This is a genomic window from Rhizobium sp. YTUHZ045 (assembly GCF_051124255.1).
Taxonomy (GTDB): Bacteria; Pseudomonadota; Alphaproteobacteria; order Rhizobiales; family Rhizobiaceae; genus Rhizobium.
In genome coordinates this window covers 2224747-2239284 of the sequence record NZ_CP101432.1, presented here as the reverse complement: position 1 = coordinate 2239284, position 14538 = coordinate 2224747, and the positions used below count along the sequence as shown (strand labels likewise).

General features: G+C 60.7%; 11 protein-coding genes and 1 pseudogene. 10 read left to right on the top strand and 2 right to left on the bottom strand.

The window, feature by feature from the left end:
* Positions 1-4 precede the first annotated feature (4 nt).
* The 9 genes from NMA58_RS11345 (at position 5) to NMA58_RS11305 (ending at position 11899) form a co-directional block, all read left to right on the top strand.
* The gene (locus NMA58_RS11345) at positions 5-1111 is read left to right on the top strand and encodes an ABC transporter ATP-binding protein (protein WP_430959084.1); all 1107 of its coding nucleotides are present in this window, start codon (positions 5-7) and stop codon (positions 1109-1111) included.
* Positions 1112-1342: 231 nt separating this feature from the next.
* Complete coding sequence (locus NMA58_RS11340; protein WP_434713411.1) at positions 1343-3802, top strand: beta-mannosidase; 2460 nt, start codon at positions 1343-1345, stop codon at positions 3800-3802.
* Positions 3803-3841: 39 nt separating this feature from the next.
* A complete protein-coding gene (locus NMA58_RS11335; protein ID WP_430959083.1) occupies positions 3842-4603 on the top strand; it encodes a sugar phosphate isomerase/epimerase family protein in 762 nt (253 codons plus the stop codon).
* A gap of 8 nt (positions 4604-4611) precedes the next feature.
* Positions 4612-5745, top strand: coding sequence for a Gfo/Idh/MocA family protein (locus NMA58_RS11330; RefSeq protein WP_434713375.1), 1134 nt, complete (start codon positions 4612-4614; stop codon positions 5743-5745).
* Positions 5746-6056: 311 nt separating this feature from the next.
* Entirely contained in the window at positions 6057-7088 is a 1032-nt protein-coding gene (mgrA, locus tag NMA58_RS11325; RefSeq protein WP_434713374.1) for an L-glyceraldehyde 3-phosphate reductase, read from the top strand.
* A gap of 115 nt (positions 7089-7203) precedes the next feature.
* Positions 7204-8817, top strand: a complete 1614-nt coding sequence (locus tag NMA58_RS11320) for a glycoside hydrolase family 43 protein (RefSeq protein WP_434713373.1) — start codon at positions 7204-7206, stop codon at positions 8815-8817.
* A 554-nt stretch (positions 8818-9371) separates the two neighbouring features.
* Entirely contained in the window at positions 9372-10298 is a 927-nt protein-coding gene (locus tag NMA58_RS11315) for an ABC transporter ATP-binding protein (RefSeq protein WP_085778446.1), read from the top strand.
* Entirely contained in the window at positions 10295-11056 is a 762-nt protein-coding gene (locus tag NMA58_RS11310) for an ABC transporter permease (protein WP_097599956.1), read from the top strand. Before NMA58_RS11315 ends, NMA58_RS11310 begins: the two co-directional genes overlap by 4 nt.
* 117 nt (positions 11057-11173) lie before the next feature.
* Positions 11174-11899, top strand: coding sequence for an SDR family oxidoreductase (locus NMA58_RS11305; RefSeq protein WP_434713372.1), 726 nt, complete (start codon positions 11174-11176; stop codon positions 11897-11899).
* On the opposite strand, the gene NMA58_RS11300 is transcribed toward NMA58_RS11305, so the two are convergent.
* Both NMA58_RS11300 and NMA58_RS11295 read right to left on the bottom strand, forming a co-directional pair.
* Positions 11862-12785, bottom strand: a complete 924-nt coding sequence (locus NMA58_RS11300; protein ID WP_434713371.1) for a LysR family transcriptional regulator — start codon at positions 12783-12785, stop codon at positions 11862-11864. The two genes, NMA58_RS11305 and NMA58_RS11300, sit on opposite strands and share 38 nt — an antisense overlap.
* 68 nt (positions 12786-12853) lie before the next feature.
* A pseudogene (locus tag NMA58_RS11295) lies at positions 12854-13012 on the bottom strand (hypothetical protein); the annotation flags it as partial.
* A 239-nt stretch (positions 13013-13251) separates the two neighbouring features.
* Here NMA58_RS11295 and NMA58_RS11290 point away from each other — a divergent pair.
* Positions 13252-14535: an MFS transporter gene (locus NMA58_RS11290; protein ID WP_434713370.1), complete on the top strand. Its 1284-nt coding sequence runs from the start codon at positions 13252-13254 to the stop codon at positions 14533-14535.
* Positions 14536-14538 lie beyond the last annotated feature (3 nt).

Sequence of the window (14538 nt, the reverse complement as noted above, 5' to 3'; positions counted from 1 at the left end):
TCACATGAACATGAATTCAACTGTCTCCAATTCCAGCGTCTCGATCAAAGATCTGTCGCTGAACTTCGGATCAGTCAGCGTGCTCAAGGATCTCAACCTTGAGATCAACGACGGCGAATTCTTGGTGCTGCTCGGATCGTCCGGCTGCGGCAAGTCGACCTTGCTCAACTGCATCGCCGGCCTGCTCGACGCTTCGGAAGGGCAGATCTTCATTAAGGGCAAGAATGTCACCTGGGAAGAGCCGAAGGATCGCGGCATCGGCATGGTCTTCCAGTCCTATGCGCTCTATCCGCAGATGACCGTCGAGAAGAACCTCTCCTTCGGCCTTCGCGTCGCCAAGGTGCCGCAGGCCGAGATCGACAAACGCGTGGCGCGTGCGGCCGAAATCCTGCAGATCCAGCCGCTCCTGAAGCGCAAGCCCGCCGAACTATCCGGCGGCCAGCGCCAGCGCGTGGCAATCGGCCGGGCGCTGGTGCGCGATGTCGACGTCTTCCTGTTCGACGAGCCGCTGTCCAACCTCGACGCCAAGCTGCGTTCAGAACTGCGTGTCGAAATCAAGCGCCTGCACCAGTCGCTACAGAACACGATGATCTACGTGACGCACGACCAGATCGAGGCGCTGACGCTGGCCGACCGCATCGCCATCATGAAGAGCGGCATCATACAGCAGCTCGACGACCCGACGACGATCTACAACCGGCCGCGCAACCTCTTCGTCGCCGGCTTCATCGGCTCGCCGTCGATGAATTTTCTGCGCGGCGAACTGGCCAAAACAGGTGACGGCATCGCTTTTACCGCAAACGGCGTCAACTTCTCGCTCGCCGCCTATGGCGCCAACGAGACGCTGCAGCCCGGCCGCAGGGTGGTACTCGGCGTCCGCCCCGAACACATCAAGGTCAACGAGAATGCTGGCGGCGAAGAACATGACGCTACCGTCGATATCGAGGAACCGATGGGGGCGGACAACCTTCTGTGGCTGAAACATGCAGGTCACACGATGTCGGTCCGCGTCAACGGCGCACGCCGCTTTGATGTCGGCGCCAAGGTGAAGCTCAGCTTCGACATGGCGCTGGCTTCGGTGTTCGATGCGGAGAGCGAGCTGCGTCTTTAGGAGATTCTCCGGGCGGGCGAATTCGGCGAGAAGGCCTACCCCACCCTCCGTCATCCTCGGCCTTGTGCCGAGGATCCATGCCCGTGGCTGCTGGTGGATGCGGTGAGGATCCTCGGGTCAAGCCCGAGGATGACGGAGGCGGGGCAGGCGGAAGGAGCCGTGACGAACGACAGCTACCGGATGGCGATCATGCGCCGTCCTCTTCAAAAACTGCAATTCGGAAATGAAATCGTGACGCAACAATCGACCCCTTCCAGCATCGACCTTTCCGGTTCGTGGCAGCTCACCTCCGTTGATGGCGAGATCAAAAGCGTCATCACCCTACCAGGCGACGTGCACACGGCGCTGCATCGGGCCGGCCTGATCCCCAATCCCTATTTCGGTCGCAACGAGGAGAAGGTGCAGTGGGTTGCCCAGCGTGAATGGGCGGTCGAGCGCAGCTTTACGCTGCAGGAGGTCGAAGGCGACTGGTATCTCGATATCGACTATCTCGACACGGTCGCCAGCGTCCACGTCAACGGCTTTCTGGTGCTCGAAGCTGACAATAGCTTCCGCCGCTACCGGCCGGATGTCTCGAGCATGCTGAAATCGGGCGACAACTCCATCCGCATCGTATTTGCCTCCAACCCCGGCGTCGGCGCCGAACGGCAGAAAAAGCAGCCCTTCTACATTCCCTACAGCACCGGCAATTCGCCGATCCCCGATGGCAACATGCTGCGCAAGCCGCAATGCCATTTCGGCTGGGACTGGAACATCGCCATTGCGCCGCTCGGCCTCTACGGCACGGTTGCTCTGAAGAAGCTCGAAACTGCGCGCATCGAACATGTCGTCACCCGCCAGGTCCACAATAATGACGGCTCGGTCGACCTGACGGTCACCGCGAGCCTCTATTCCAAGCATGCCGGCGTCACCCAGATCTATTTCGGGTTCGACGGCGAACGGGTGCGCCTCGACGTCGGCGTCAAGGGCGAGACTGATGTCAATTATCTCTTCCATATCGACGAGCCGCGGCTCTGGTGGCCTTCCGGCAGCGGCGAGCAGGCGCTCTACACGCTGTCGGTGGAAGTGTCCGACGAGGTGGTGACCAGGCAAATCGGCCTTCGCACCATCGAGCTGGTCACTACGCCGGATGCAGCAGGCGCCCGCTTCGCCTTCAGGATCAACGGCCGCGAGATCTTTTGCCGCGGCGCCAACTGGATTCCGGCCGATGCGCTCTATTCGCTGTCTTCGCCCGAGAAGACTGAAGATCTGCTGCAATCGGCAAAAGCCGCCAACATGAACATGATCCGTGTCTGGGGTGGCGGTTTCTACGAGCAGGATCATTTCTACGATCTCTGCGACCGGCTCGGCCTCCTGGTCTGGCAGGACTTTATGTTCGCCTGCAATCTCTATCCCTCGACCGACGACTTCCTCGACAATGTGGCGGTCGAGGTGGATTACCAGGTTCGCCGGCTTTCGTCGCATCCCTCCATCGCGCTATGGTGCGGCGATAACGAGCTTGTCGGCGCGCTGACCTGGTTCGAGGAATCACGGAAAGACCGCGACCGCTACCTCGTCTCCTACGACCGCCTCAACCGGACGATCGAGCAGGCGGTGAAGAAGGCGCTGCCCGGTGCGCTGTGGTGGCCTTCGAGCCCGGCTTCCGGCTATCTCGATTTCGGCGATGCCTGGCATGCTGATGGCTCCGGCGACATGCATTACTGGTCGGTCTGGCACGAGAACAAGTCATTCGATAATTACCGGTCGGTACGGCCGCGCTTCTGCTCGGAATTCGGCTTCCAGTCCTATACCTCGCTGCCTGTCATCAGGACTTATGCCGAGGAGAAGGATATGAATATCGCTTCTCCCGTCATGGAACTGCACCAGAAGAATGCTGGCGGCAACGAGCGCATCGCCGGCACGATGTTCCGCTATTTCCGCTTTCCCAAAGATTTCCCGAATTTCGTCTACCTCTCCCAGATCCAGCAGGGGTTGGCGATCAAGACGGCGGTGGAATATTGGCGATCGCTGAAGCCCCATTGCATGGGCACGATCTATTGGCAGCTCAACGACACCTGGCCGGTCGCCTCCTGGTCGAGCCTCGATTATGGCGGCCGCTGGAAGGCGATGCATTATCTCGTCAAACGTTTCTTCCAGCCGGTCGCGGTCGCCGCCATTCCCGCCGAGGACGGCAAGACGATCCGCTTCTCGCTCGTTAACGACACGCTTTCAGATGTCAGCATCGATCTGTCGATATCGCTTCTGACGATGAAGGGCGAGCGGAAGCATCTGAAAGACGTGCAGGCCATGTGTTCGCCGGATGCGGCGGTGACGGCTGCGACAATCGATGTGTCCGAGATTGCCGAGGGAACATTGCTTGCCTGGCATTTCACCGCGTCGAACGGCATGGGCGGCGAGGGGCACTATGTCAACGGCACCTATAAGGCGCTGGAGCTGGAGCCGTCGGGCCTGACCGTTACCCATGAATATGTCGAGAAGAGCGGCGCCGTCGACATCAACGTCACCGCTAAGGGACTTGCGCTCTTCGTGATGATCGAGAGCGAGACGGACGGCAAATATTCCGACAATGCGTTCGATCTGGCGGCAGGCGAGAGCCGCCGCATCACCTTCACCCCGGCACGTCAACTCGAACGCGGCAAGCTGCCGGAATTCCGCTTCTACGACCTGCATTCCTGCCAATCGGCGGATTGATCCTTCCAAGAAACGGGTACGAGGCCCAAGGAGAATAAGATGACGAAACTCAGCTACCAGCTCTACAGCGCGCGCAACTTCCAGCCCTATTCTGTGATTTTCGAAAAGCTCGGCAAATCAGGCTATGCCGAAGTCGAAGGCTTCGGCGGCATCTACGCCGATCTCGACGATGCGGGACTGAAGAGCCTTCGCGCCGATCTCGACAAGAACGGCCTCGTGATGGCGAGCGGCCATTTCAGCCCCGACTTCCTGGATAAGGAAGTTCAGAAGTCGCTCAACATCGCCAGAATACTTGGCATGGATTCGATCTATGCCCCGCATCTGGCGGCAGACCAGCGCCCCTCGGACGGAGCCGGTTGGCTGGCTTTCGGCAAGCGTCTGCAGGAAATGAGCAAGCCCTATAAAGATGCCGGCTACGAGTTCGGCTGGCACAATCACGATTTCGAATTCGTCAAGCTGGCTGACGGCTCGCTGCCGATCGAGCGCATCTTCGAAGGCGCGCCCGATATCTCCTGGGAAGCCGACATCGCCTGGGTCATCCGCGGCGGCGCCGATCCCTTCGCCTGGATCGACAAGCTCGGCTCGCGCATCACCGCAGTTCACGTCAAGGACATCGCGCCGGCCGGCGAGGCGACAGATGAAGATGGCTGGGCCGATGTCGGCCATGGCAGGGTCGAGTGGGCTAAGCTGATTGCCGCACTTCGTGGCACCAAGGCGAAGCACTTCGTCGTCGAACATGACAATCCGAAAGACATCGACCGCAACATCAGCCGTTCGAGTGCATCCTTCCAGACTTATTGAGGTACATCATGACCAGGGAACTTGGCGTCGGCATCATCGGATGCGGCAACATCTCCACCACCTACTTCTCGCTGGCACCGCTCTTCAAGGGGCTGAAGGTGCTGGCCTGCGCCGATATCAATATTCAGGCTGCCGAGGCGCGCGCCAAGGAATACGGCGTCAAAGCGCAGACGATCGACGAACTGCTCGCCAGTGACGAGATTGACGTCGTCGTCAACCTGACGATTCCGGATGCGCATTTTCCGGTATCGAAGGCGATCCTCGAGGCCGGCAAACACGTCTATTCGGAAAAGCCGCTGGTGCTTTCGCTCGAGCAGGGCGAAGAGCTTCGCCGCATCGCCAAGGCGAAGAATCTTGCCGTCGGCTGCGCGCCGGACACTTTCCTCGGCGGCGCCCACCAGCTTGCCCGCAAGTTCATCGATGACGGCGGCATCGGCCGGGTTACTTCGGGCGCCTGCTATGTCATGAGCCCCGGCATGGAGATGTGGCATCCGAACCCTGATTTCTTCTTCCTGCCGGGCGGCGGTCCGATCCTCGATCTCGGCCCCTATTACATTGCCAATCTGATCAACCTGATCGGCCCTGTGAAGCGCGTCGGCGCGATGACCTCGATGGCATCGGAAACCCGCACGATCACCAGCCAGCCGCGCTATGGTGAGATCATCCCGGTGAAGACGCCGACAACGATCCAGGCGCTGCTTGAATTCGTCAGCGGCGCCACCGTGACGCTGTCGGCGAGCTGGGATGTGTGGTCGCACCGCCATGCCAATATGGAGCTCTACGGCACCGACGGCTCGCTTTACGTGCCGGACCCGAACTTTTTCGGCGGCACCGTCGAAGCCAGCGGCCGCGACAAGGACATCAAACCGCTGGAAGACTGGGATCATCCCTTTGGCAAGATCAACCAGGAAAACCCGAACGGGGCGCGCGCCAACTATCGCACGGCCGGCCTTGCCGATATGGCGATGGCGCTGATCGCGGGACGGGACGTTCGCTGCTCGCTCGACCGCACTCTGCACGGGGTCGACGTCATGACTTCGATCCTGAAATCGGGCGAGGAGGGCCGCTTCATCGAGCTCACGACGACCTGCACGCAGCCGGCCGCGCTTGGCATCGAAGAGGCGCAGGCGCTGTTGAGGTAGTAGAAACTCGCGCCGTTCGCTTGCCGTATCGGCGCGTTTGATCCAATAGTTTCGTCACGTTCGGGCATGTCCCACGGCTGTCCGGCTCGCTCTGATGGCTGCCCCTCACCCTAGCGCTCTCCCCGTTGGAACGGGGAGAGGGGACGTGCCAAAACGCAGTTTTGAGTTTGGAGGAAGCCGGTGCGGCATCTCCCTTCCCCCCCCGTTTAGGGGAGAAGGTGCCGGCAGGCGGATGAGGGGCTGCCGTCGGAGATCTCTTGGGTCGAGGTGTGGAATGACGACAATATTGTATTTTATCAGGAGTTATTCAGATGAGCTGGCAACCGGCCGCAGACCGCTATTCGAAAATGAAATATAACCGCACGGGCCGCTCCGGTCTGAAGCTGCCGGCCGTCTCCCTCGGCCTTTGGCATAATTTCGGCGATGACACGTCGCATGACCGCAAGATCGACATGTGCCGCACGGCCTTCGACCTCGGCGTCACCCATTTTGACCTCGCCAACAATTACGGGCCGCCTCCTGGAAGCGCGGAGACCGCTTTCGGCGAGATACTGCGCACCGAATTTTCCGGGCTTCGCGACGAGCTGATTATCTCCTCGAAGGCCGGCTACGATATGTGGCCGGGTCCCTACGGCGAGTGGGGCAGCCGCAAGTACCTGATCGCTTCCTGCGACCAGAGCCTGAAGCGCATGGGCCTTGATTATGTCGATATCTTCTATTCGCATCGCTTCGATCCGGAGACGCCGCTCGAGGAAACCTGCGGCGCGCTCGATCATATCGTCCGCTCCGGCCGGGCGCTCTATGTCGGCATCTCCTCCTACAATTCGCAGCGCACCCGCGAAGCCGCCGCGATCCTCAAGAGCCTCGGCACGCCCTGCCTGATCCACCAGCCGAGCTATTCGATGCTCAACCGCTGGGTCGAGGATGACAAGCTGCTCGATACGCTCGATGACGTCGGCATGGGTTCGATCGTATTCTCGCCGCTCGCTCAGGGCATGCTGACGACCAAGTATCTCGCCGGCATTCCCGACGACAGCCGAGCGGCGCAGAATCATTTCCTCAAGCGCGATTTCATCCGTCCCTCGATCATCGACAATATCAGGAAGCTTAACGAGATCGCCGAACGGCGCGGCCAGACGCTGGCGCAGATGGCGATTTCCTGGGTGCTGCGCGGCGGACGCGTGACTTCGGCGCTAATTGGCGCCAGCCGCTCCTCGCAGATCGTCGATTGCGTCAAGGCGCTGGATAACATCGGGTTCTCGGCTGAGGAACTGAAGGAGATTGATGTCTATGCCAAGGAGGCCGATATCAATCTCTGGGCGAAGTCGGCGGAGCGGGACTAAGAGAGAGAGATGGGAGTGCTGCTTGCTCCCTCTTCTCCCCGCTGGGGAGAAGGGGAAGGCGAGATAGCCACGCTAATCTGACGTACGTACCACATTTTATCTCGGAGGAGCCGCCATGATCCGCAATCCCATCCTGCCCGGGTTCAATCCCGATCCGTCGATCTGCCGCGTCGGCGACGATTATTACATCGCCACCTCGACTTTCGAATGGTATCCGGGTGTGCAGATTCATCATTCGCGAGACCTGGTGAACTGGACTCTGGTGCGCCGGCCGCTGGAGCGCGCCTCGCAGCTCGACATGCGCGGCAATCCCGATAGCTGCGGCATCTGGGCCCCGTGCCTTTCCTATGCCGACGGGCAGTTCTGGCTGGTCTATACCGACGTTAAGCGTTTCGACGGCAATTTCAAGGATGCGCATAATTACATCGTGACCTCTCCCTCGATCGAGGGAGAATGGTCCGAGCCGGTCTATGTAAATTCTTCCGGCTTCGATCCCTCGCTCTTCCACGACGATGACGGCCGCAAATGGTTCGTCAACATGCAGTGGAACCACCGTACCGAAAGCTTCGGTGGCTCGCCGAAATCGCCGGCCTTCGACGGCATCCTGCTGCAGGAATGGGATCCGGAGGCGAAGGTGCTGAAAGGCCCGATCCGCAACATCTTCGCCGGGAGCCCGCTCGGCCTCGTCGAAGGCCCGCATCTCTTCAAGAAGAACGGCTGGTATTATCTGACGACCGCCGAGGGCGGCACCGGCTATGACCACGCCGTCACCATGGCGCGTTCGCGCCGCATCGACGGGCCCTATGAGATGCATCCAAACATGCATCTGATCACCTCGAAGGATCATCCGGGTGCGGTGCTGCAGCGGGCAGGGCACGGCCAATATGTCGAGACGCCCAATGGTCAGGCCTATCACACTCATCTCAGCGGCCGGCCGCTGCCGCCGAAACGGCGATGCACGCTGGGGCGCGAAACGTCCCTGCAGAAATGCGTCTGGCGCGACGACGATTGGCTCTATTTGGAAAACGGCACCTCAGTGCCCGATGTCGATGTGCCGGCTCCCTTCGGTGCTGTGCCGGTGGAGAAGCCGATGCGCAGCGAGTACAGTTTCGATGGAGGCAAGCTGCCGGCTGATTTCCAGTGGCTGCGCACGCCCGAGCCCGGGCGCATCTTCAGCCTGACGGATCGACCCGGCCATCTCAGGCTGATCGGACGCGAGAGCATCGGCTCCTGGTTCGAGCAGTCGCTGGTCGCGCGCCGGCAGGAGCATCATAGTTTCCGCGCTGAGACTGTGATCGAATTTTCGCCCGACACCTATCAGCAGGTTGCGGGGCTGACGCAGTACTACAATCGCCATAAGTTCCACGCGATTGCCGTGACGCTGCACGAAACGCTCGGCCGCTGCGTGACGATCCTCTCCTGCAATGGCGACTATCCGAACGGTCGCCTGAGCTTTCCCGCTGAAAGCGGTGTAGCGATCCCGGCCGAGGGCCGTGTCCAGCTTGCGATGGAAATCCGCGAGAATGACCTGCAATTCTTCTGGCAGACGGAAGGCAGGGGCGCCTGGCAGCCGATCGGCCCTGTCCTCGACGCCGGCGTGATTTCAGACGAGGGCGGACGCGGCGAGCACGGCTCCTTCACAGGCGCCTTTGCCGGCGTGTTCGCCTTCGATACGTCGGGGCGAGGGAAGACGGCGGATTTCGATTGGTTCAATTATGATGAATTGTGAGGGTTAGCATCTACTGCCTCCCAACCGCCCTCGTCCTTCGAGGCTTCGGGTTTTGGCCGACGCCTCGAAGGGCGAGGGCGGCCACCTGCTGCAACGACACATCAAAAAGAAAAGCCGGCGCAGAGGCCGGCTGAGACGAACGCGGCTGCACAGGGATACTGGCCGGTTCCAAACGCTTGGTGACTGAACAATAACTTTCATTACATGCCGAGGCAGCGGAAAAGGGCGCAACGAGAACGCCGGTAAGACGGCTCCGCAAAGGAATGGGCGGCGGGGCGGATGCCGGTGCTTGCCTCGGCTCTTTTATCAAGCATGAATATCACCGGATGATGACATCCGGAGCCGACCGATGCCTTTCTCAGGGAGAATTCCGGCGGGCGACGGCAATCGGAAGCCGGCTATCGCCGGCTTGTCGCCGATGGGTGATCGGCTTCACGAAGGCGAGGGTGTTGGCGAGGCGTGAATTCAGTGTTCATGTTCCCGAAGGATGTCAAAGCGTCACAGAGTGACTATATAGCGGGCCGAAATACTTCGAGCATCTGCAAGAGTCCTGCATGACCCCCATTATTTCCGTTCAGAACCTGACGAAGACTTATGCCAACGGCTTCGAGGCCCTGAAGGGCATCAACCTCGATGTCGAGAAGGGCGAGATCCTGGCTCTGCTCGGGCCGAACGGCGCCGGCAAGACGACCCTGATCTCGATCATCTGCGGTATCGCCAATCCGAGCGGCGGTCGCGTGCTGGTGGCCGGCCAGGATGTCGTAAAGGATTTCCGCGCGACCCGCTCGATGATCGGACTGGTGCCGCAGGAGTTGACGACCGACCAGTTCGAGACGGTGTTCAACACGGTGAGCTTTTCGCGCGGGCTGCATGGCAAGAAGGCCAATCCAGCGCATATTGAGAAGGTGCTGCGGGCGCTCTCGCTTTGGGACAAGAAGGACAATACGCTGCGTCAGCTCTCCGGCGGCATGAAACGACGGGTGCTGATCGCCAAGGCGCTTTCCCACGAGCCGGATATTCTTTTCCTTGACGAGCCGACCGCTGGCGTCGACGTGACTCTGCGCAAGGACATGTGGCATGTCGTCGAAGAACTCCGGGCTTCGGGCGTCACCATCATACTGACGACCCATTATATCGAAGAGGCCGAAGAAATCGCCGACCGTGTCGGCGTCATCAATGGCGGCGAGCTGCTGCTCGTCGAGGAAAAGGCGGCGTTGATGGCCAAGCTCGGCCGCAAGCAGCTCATCCTCGATTTGGCGGAACCGCTAAGCCGGCTGCCAGACTGCTTTGCCGGCAATGGCCTCACTCTCGAAGCCGACGGAAGCCGTCTGACTTATGATTTCGACGCCGATAACGAGCAGGATAGCATCGCGACGCTGCTGACCCGGCTCGGCGAGAACAATATCCATTTCAAGGATCTCTCGACGCGGCAGAGTTCGCTCGAAGATATCTTCGTAGCGCTGGTGGGAGCGGGCAAATGAACTTCGAAGCGGTCAAATCGATCTACTTCTTCGAGATGGCGCGCACGCGCCGCACGCTGCTGCAGAGCGTCATCTCGCCGGTCATCTCGACCTCACTTTATTTCATCGTCTTCGGAGCGGCAGTCGGTTCGCGTATTCAGGAAGTGGAGGGCGTATCCTACGGTGCTTTCATCACGCCGGGCCTCATCATGCTGACGCTGCTCGGCCAGTGTATCAGCAACGGCTCCTTCGGGATCTACTTCCCGAAGTTCACCGGCACGATCTATGAGGTGCTGTCGGCGCCGGTGGCGATGACGGAGATACTGCTCGGTTATGTCGGGGCGGCGGCCACCAAGGGCCTGATTATCGGCGTCATCATTCTGTTGACCGCCAATCTCTTCGTCGATGTCAGGATCGAACATCCCTTCATGATGATCCTGTTCTTCCTGCTGACCGCGATCACTTTCAGCCTGTTCGGCTTCATGATCGGCATCTGGGCTGGCAATTTCGAGCAGCTGAACCTCATTCCCATGCTTGTGGTGCCGCCGCTGACTTTCCTCGGCGGCAGCTTCTATTCCGTCAGCATGCTGCCGCCGTTCTGGCAGGCGGTCAGCCACTTCAACCCGGTGCTCTACCTCGTCAGCGGCTTCCGCTGGAGTTTTTACGGGATCGCCGATGTCAACCCGGCGATCAGCCTGGCGATGATCACCATGTTCCTGGCAATCTGCCTGGGAACGCTCGGCTGGATCTTCAAGACGGGGTATCGGCTGCGCAACTGACCGCTTGAACGTCGATGATCGGAGAAGCCGATAGTGCTATCGGCTTCTTCCGTTTTTCTTTCGCGTCCGGCGGAGGCATCTGCTGTCTCATTCCAATGAAGAGGCGAGACAGCTGTTATGAGCATCGAAGGTCAGAAGGTGATAATTGTCGGCGGCAGTTCGGGCATGGGGCTGGCACTTGCCGGGCGTCTGCTCGAGGAGGGGGCGTGGGTGACGATTGCCGGGCGCGGTCAGGAGAAGCTTGCGACAGCTTGCCGTCATCTCGGCGACCACCCGAAACTCCGAACCCATGTCGTCGATATAGGCCGGGAGGAGGAGGTCGCGGCGCTGTTCCGGGAGTGCGGACCGGTCGATCATATCGTCAGCACGGCGGCGGAAATCGAGGGAGCCTATCAGCTGCTGTCGTCGCTCGAGCTGGCGGCAGAAAAGGTGGTCCAGAGCAAGTTATACGGGCCGCTGCTGCTGGCGAAATATGGCGCCTCCCGACTGCCGTCGTCAGGTTCGATCACTTACACCTCAGGTATTGCGGCCTATCGGCCGCTCGCGCGCGGAGCGATGGTCGCGGCCGTCAATGCGGCACTCGAAGGCCTGGTCAGGGCGCTTGCCGTTGAACTGGCGCCCATCCGCGTCAACGCGGTCTCGCCGGGCTGGGTTGACACGCCGATCTGGAGCTTCGTTGCCGGTGATGCCAAGCAGGCGAGGCTGGATGCGATGGCACAGCGCCTGCCGGTTGGGCGGGTTGGGCAGCCCGAGGATATAGCCGATGCGATCCGTTTCCTGATCGGCAACGGTTTCACCACGGGCACTACCCTGCATGTCGAAGGCGGGCATCGGCTGGTCTGACTGGCGAAAGATTTTCGCTGGCCGATTGCAGAAGGAAAGCGATGTGCGGCGGCTGGACGCGCCGACGTCGCCACATCATCACCAGCGAGGTAGCAAGCGGTCGGCCGGGCCAGGGCAGTTCGACGAGATCGCCGCGCGCAATGGACGGTCCCACCGCAATACTCGGGACCAGGCTGTAGCCCGCGCCTGATGCCACGAGACGGATGATTGTTGCGATGCTGTCGGCCTCCGTGGCGACAGCCGGCGCAGCTAAACCCGCTTCGGCAAAGGCGGTATCGAGCAGGTGGCGATAGACGCAGCCGGCCGCGGTTGCGATGAACGGGGCGGTGCGCAGGACTGCCAGGCTTTCCGGCGGCGGGAATTGCGAGCTGCCGGCGGCAATCAGCACCAGCGGCTCGCTGGCGACGCGGCGTGTCACGAAGCGCTCGTCCTGCTGGCCGCGATCGAACGTGAAGACGACATCAACCGAGCCATGCTGCAATTTCGCATGCAACTCGCCACTGCCGCCGACTTTGAGTTTGAGACCGAGATCGGGATTTTGCCTGCGGAGGAGTGAGAGCCAGGGCGCCAGCCTTTCAGCGGCAATGGTTTCGAGCGTGCCCAGGGTGATAGAGGATTCGGAAATGCCGGCGGCAACACGGACGGCGGTCTGCGCCTCATCGTTCAGCGCCAGTATCTCTTCCGCATAGGTCTTCAGTGTCATGCCTGCCTGTGTGGGAGCGACGCCCTGCCGGGAGCGGAGGAAGAGTTCAACGCCCATCTCCTCTTCGAGTGCCTGGATTTGATCACTGAGGCTCGACTGAGCGAGATTGACCTCGTCAGCGGCGCGCGTGAGGTTTCCGTGCCGGATGGCGGCCAGGAAAGTCTTCAGTTGTCGTGGGGTCATGTCGGGCTCCGCCATTTGCGCGAATGCAGGATATCAACAAAGGCGATCCAGCCGCAATGCGGGGGCTGTCAGGCACTTCTGACGAGCAGGGCGCCCAACAGGATGAAAAGGGTGCCGGCGAGCCGCGCCATGTTGAGCTCGGAGGCTTCGCCGAGAAAGACTGCGCCTATCGCCAGGGTCACCAGCACGTTGCAGCGCCCGATCGAGGCGAGTTTCGAGACCGGCATTTTCTGCTAGCATTGAAACCGCACGTTGACGAGATGGCAATTTCTGTCTAGCTGTACGATCATGAAGATCGCAATGGTTCTTGTCGTGGTGATAGGGCGCATGGGCAGGATGGTGTAACCATCCGGCGATCAGCCCCATGCGCAGTAAATCAAGCTCCTGACGGGGCTTTTTTTGTGCCCTGAATTCGCGCTGCGCCTCGTCAGATTCCCACAATTTCCCTGACACCTTGGACAAGACCATGTCACGCGACAATTCTGCGCAGACTTCCGATAGCCGCCTGACCGAGGAAGCGGCTGCGATTTCGACGGCGACGCCCCGGCGTACGATCCTTCTCCTGCTGACGGCGCTTTCGGTATTGCCGATCAATATATATCTGCCGGCGTTGCCAAATATCGCCGCCACGTTCCAGGCCGATTTCGCGATCGTCAATCTTTCGGTCGCGGGTTATGCGATCATCAACGCCCTGACGGAAATTGTCGCCGGCGCGGTGTCGGATCGTTATGGGCGCCGGCCAGTGGCGCTGACCGCCGTTTCCATTTTCATCGTCGCGTCGATCGGCTGCGCGCTGGCCCCCAATATCGGCATCTTCCTGTTGTTTCGCGTGATGCAGGCGTCGATCGCCGCCTGCTTCTGCGTCGCTCTCGTTGCCATCAAGGAGACGGCGGGCGAGCGCGGGGCCGCTAACAGGATCGGCTACGCCGCCATGGGATGGGCTATCGCGCCGATGCTCGGCCCGAGCGCCGGCGGCATTCTGGACGAAGCGTTCGGATGGCGGGCGATCTTCATCGCCCTTGCGCTGATAGGCGCTGCCATCCTCGCCATTTCCATGCGCGAGCTGAAGGAAACAACCGGACTCGCGTCGAGACCAAACGGCAATTACTTTGCTTCCTACCGGCAGCTTCTCGGTTCGGCGCGGTTCTGGGCCTATACGCTGTGCATGGCCTGTTCCACCGGCACCCTCTATATCTTCCTCGGAGGCGCATCCCTGGCAGTCAGTTCCTCGCTCGGCGGATCGAGCGCGAAACTGGGCTTCTTCATCGGAATGGTTCCCGCGGGATTCATTCTGGGCAGTTATCTCGCTGCCCGATGGACGAGGAAATCGCTCAGCACCACGCTCGTCATTGCGCGTTTATCGACGTGCATGGGTCTGCTCTTGGGGCTGATCCTGTCGATCTCGGGCGTCACGCATGTCCTGGCTTTTTTCGGCCCCTGTGTGTTCATCGGCATCGGCAATGGCTTGACCTTTCCAGCCGCCAATCTGGGTGTGATGTCGGTTCGCGCCAATCTCGCCGGCACCGCTGCAGGCCTTGCCGCAGCCATGTCGATCGCCGGCGCCGCGCTGATCGCTTCGATCGCCGGGCTGTTTCTCCGAGAGGCCGGCGCAGTGTCGACACTGTTCGCGATGTTGCTGACATCGGCGTCACTTGCCTTGTCGGCAGCGTTTTCTGCAGCTTTTATCGACCGGCGACTTGCGGTCCGTATGCCCAATGGAGAGCCGGCCGAGAGCGGATCGGGGGCATGATTT

Coding starts and splice junctions, on each gene's coding strand:
- NMA58_RS11345 (WP_430959084.1), top strand. CDS start 5: ATGAACATGAATTCAACTGTCTCCAATTCCAGCGTCTCGATCAAAGAT.
- NMA58_RS11335 (WP_430959083.1), top strand. CDS start 3,842: ATGACGAAACTCAGCTACCAGCTCTACAGCGCGCGCAACTTCCAGCCC.
- NMA58_RS11330 (WP_434713375.1), top strand. CDS start 4,612: ATGACCAGGGAACTTGGCGTCGGCATCATCGGATGCGGCAACATCTCC.
- mgrA (WP_434713374.1), top strand. CDS start 6,057: ATGAGCTGGCAACCGGCCGCAGACCGCTATTCGAAAATGAAATATAAC.
- NMA58_RS11320 (WP_434713373.1), top strand. CDS start 7,204: ATGATCCGCAATCCCATCCTGCCCGGGTTCAATCCCGATCCGTCGATC.
- NMA58_RS11315 (WP_085778446.1), top strand. CDS start 9,372: ATGACCCCCATTATTTCCGTTCAGAACCTGACGAAGACTTATGCCAAC.
- NMA58_RS11310 (WP_097599956.1), top strand. CDS start 10,295: ATGAACTTCGAAGCGGTCAAATCGATCTACTTCTTCGAGATGGCGCGC.
- NMA58_RS11305 (WP_434713372.1), top strand. CDS start 11,174: ATGAGCATCGAAGGTCAGAAGGTGATAATTGTCGGCGGCAGTTCGGGC.
- NMA58_RS11300 (WP_434713371.1), bottom strand. CDS start 12,785: ATGACCCCACGACAACTGAAGACTTTCCTGGCCGCCATCCGGCACGGA.
- NMA58_RS11290 (WP_434713370.1), top strand. CDS start 13,252: ATGTCACGCGACAATTCTGCGCAGACTTCCGATAGCCGCCTGACCGAG.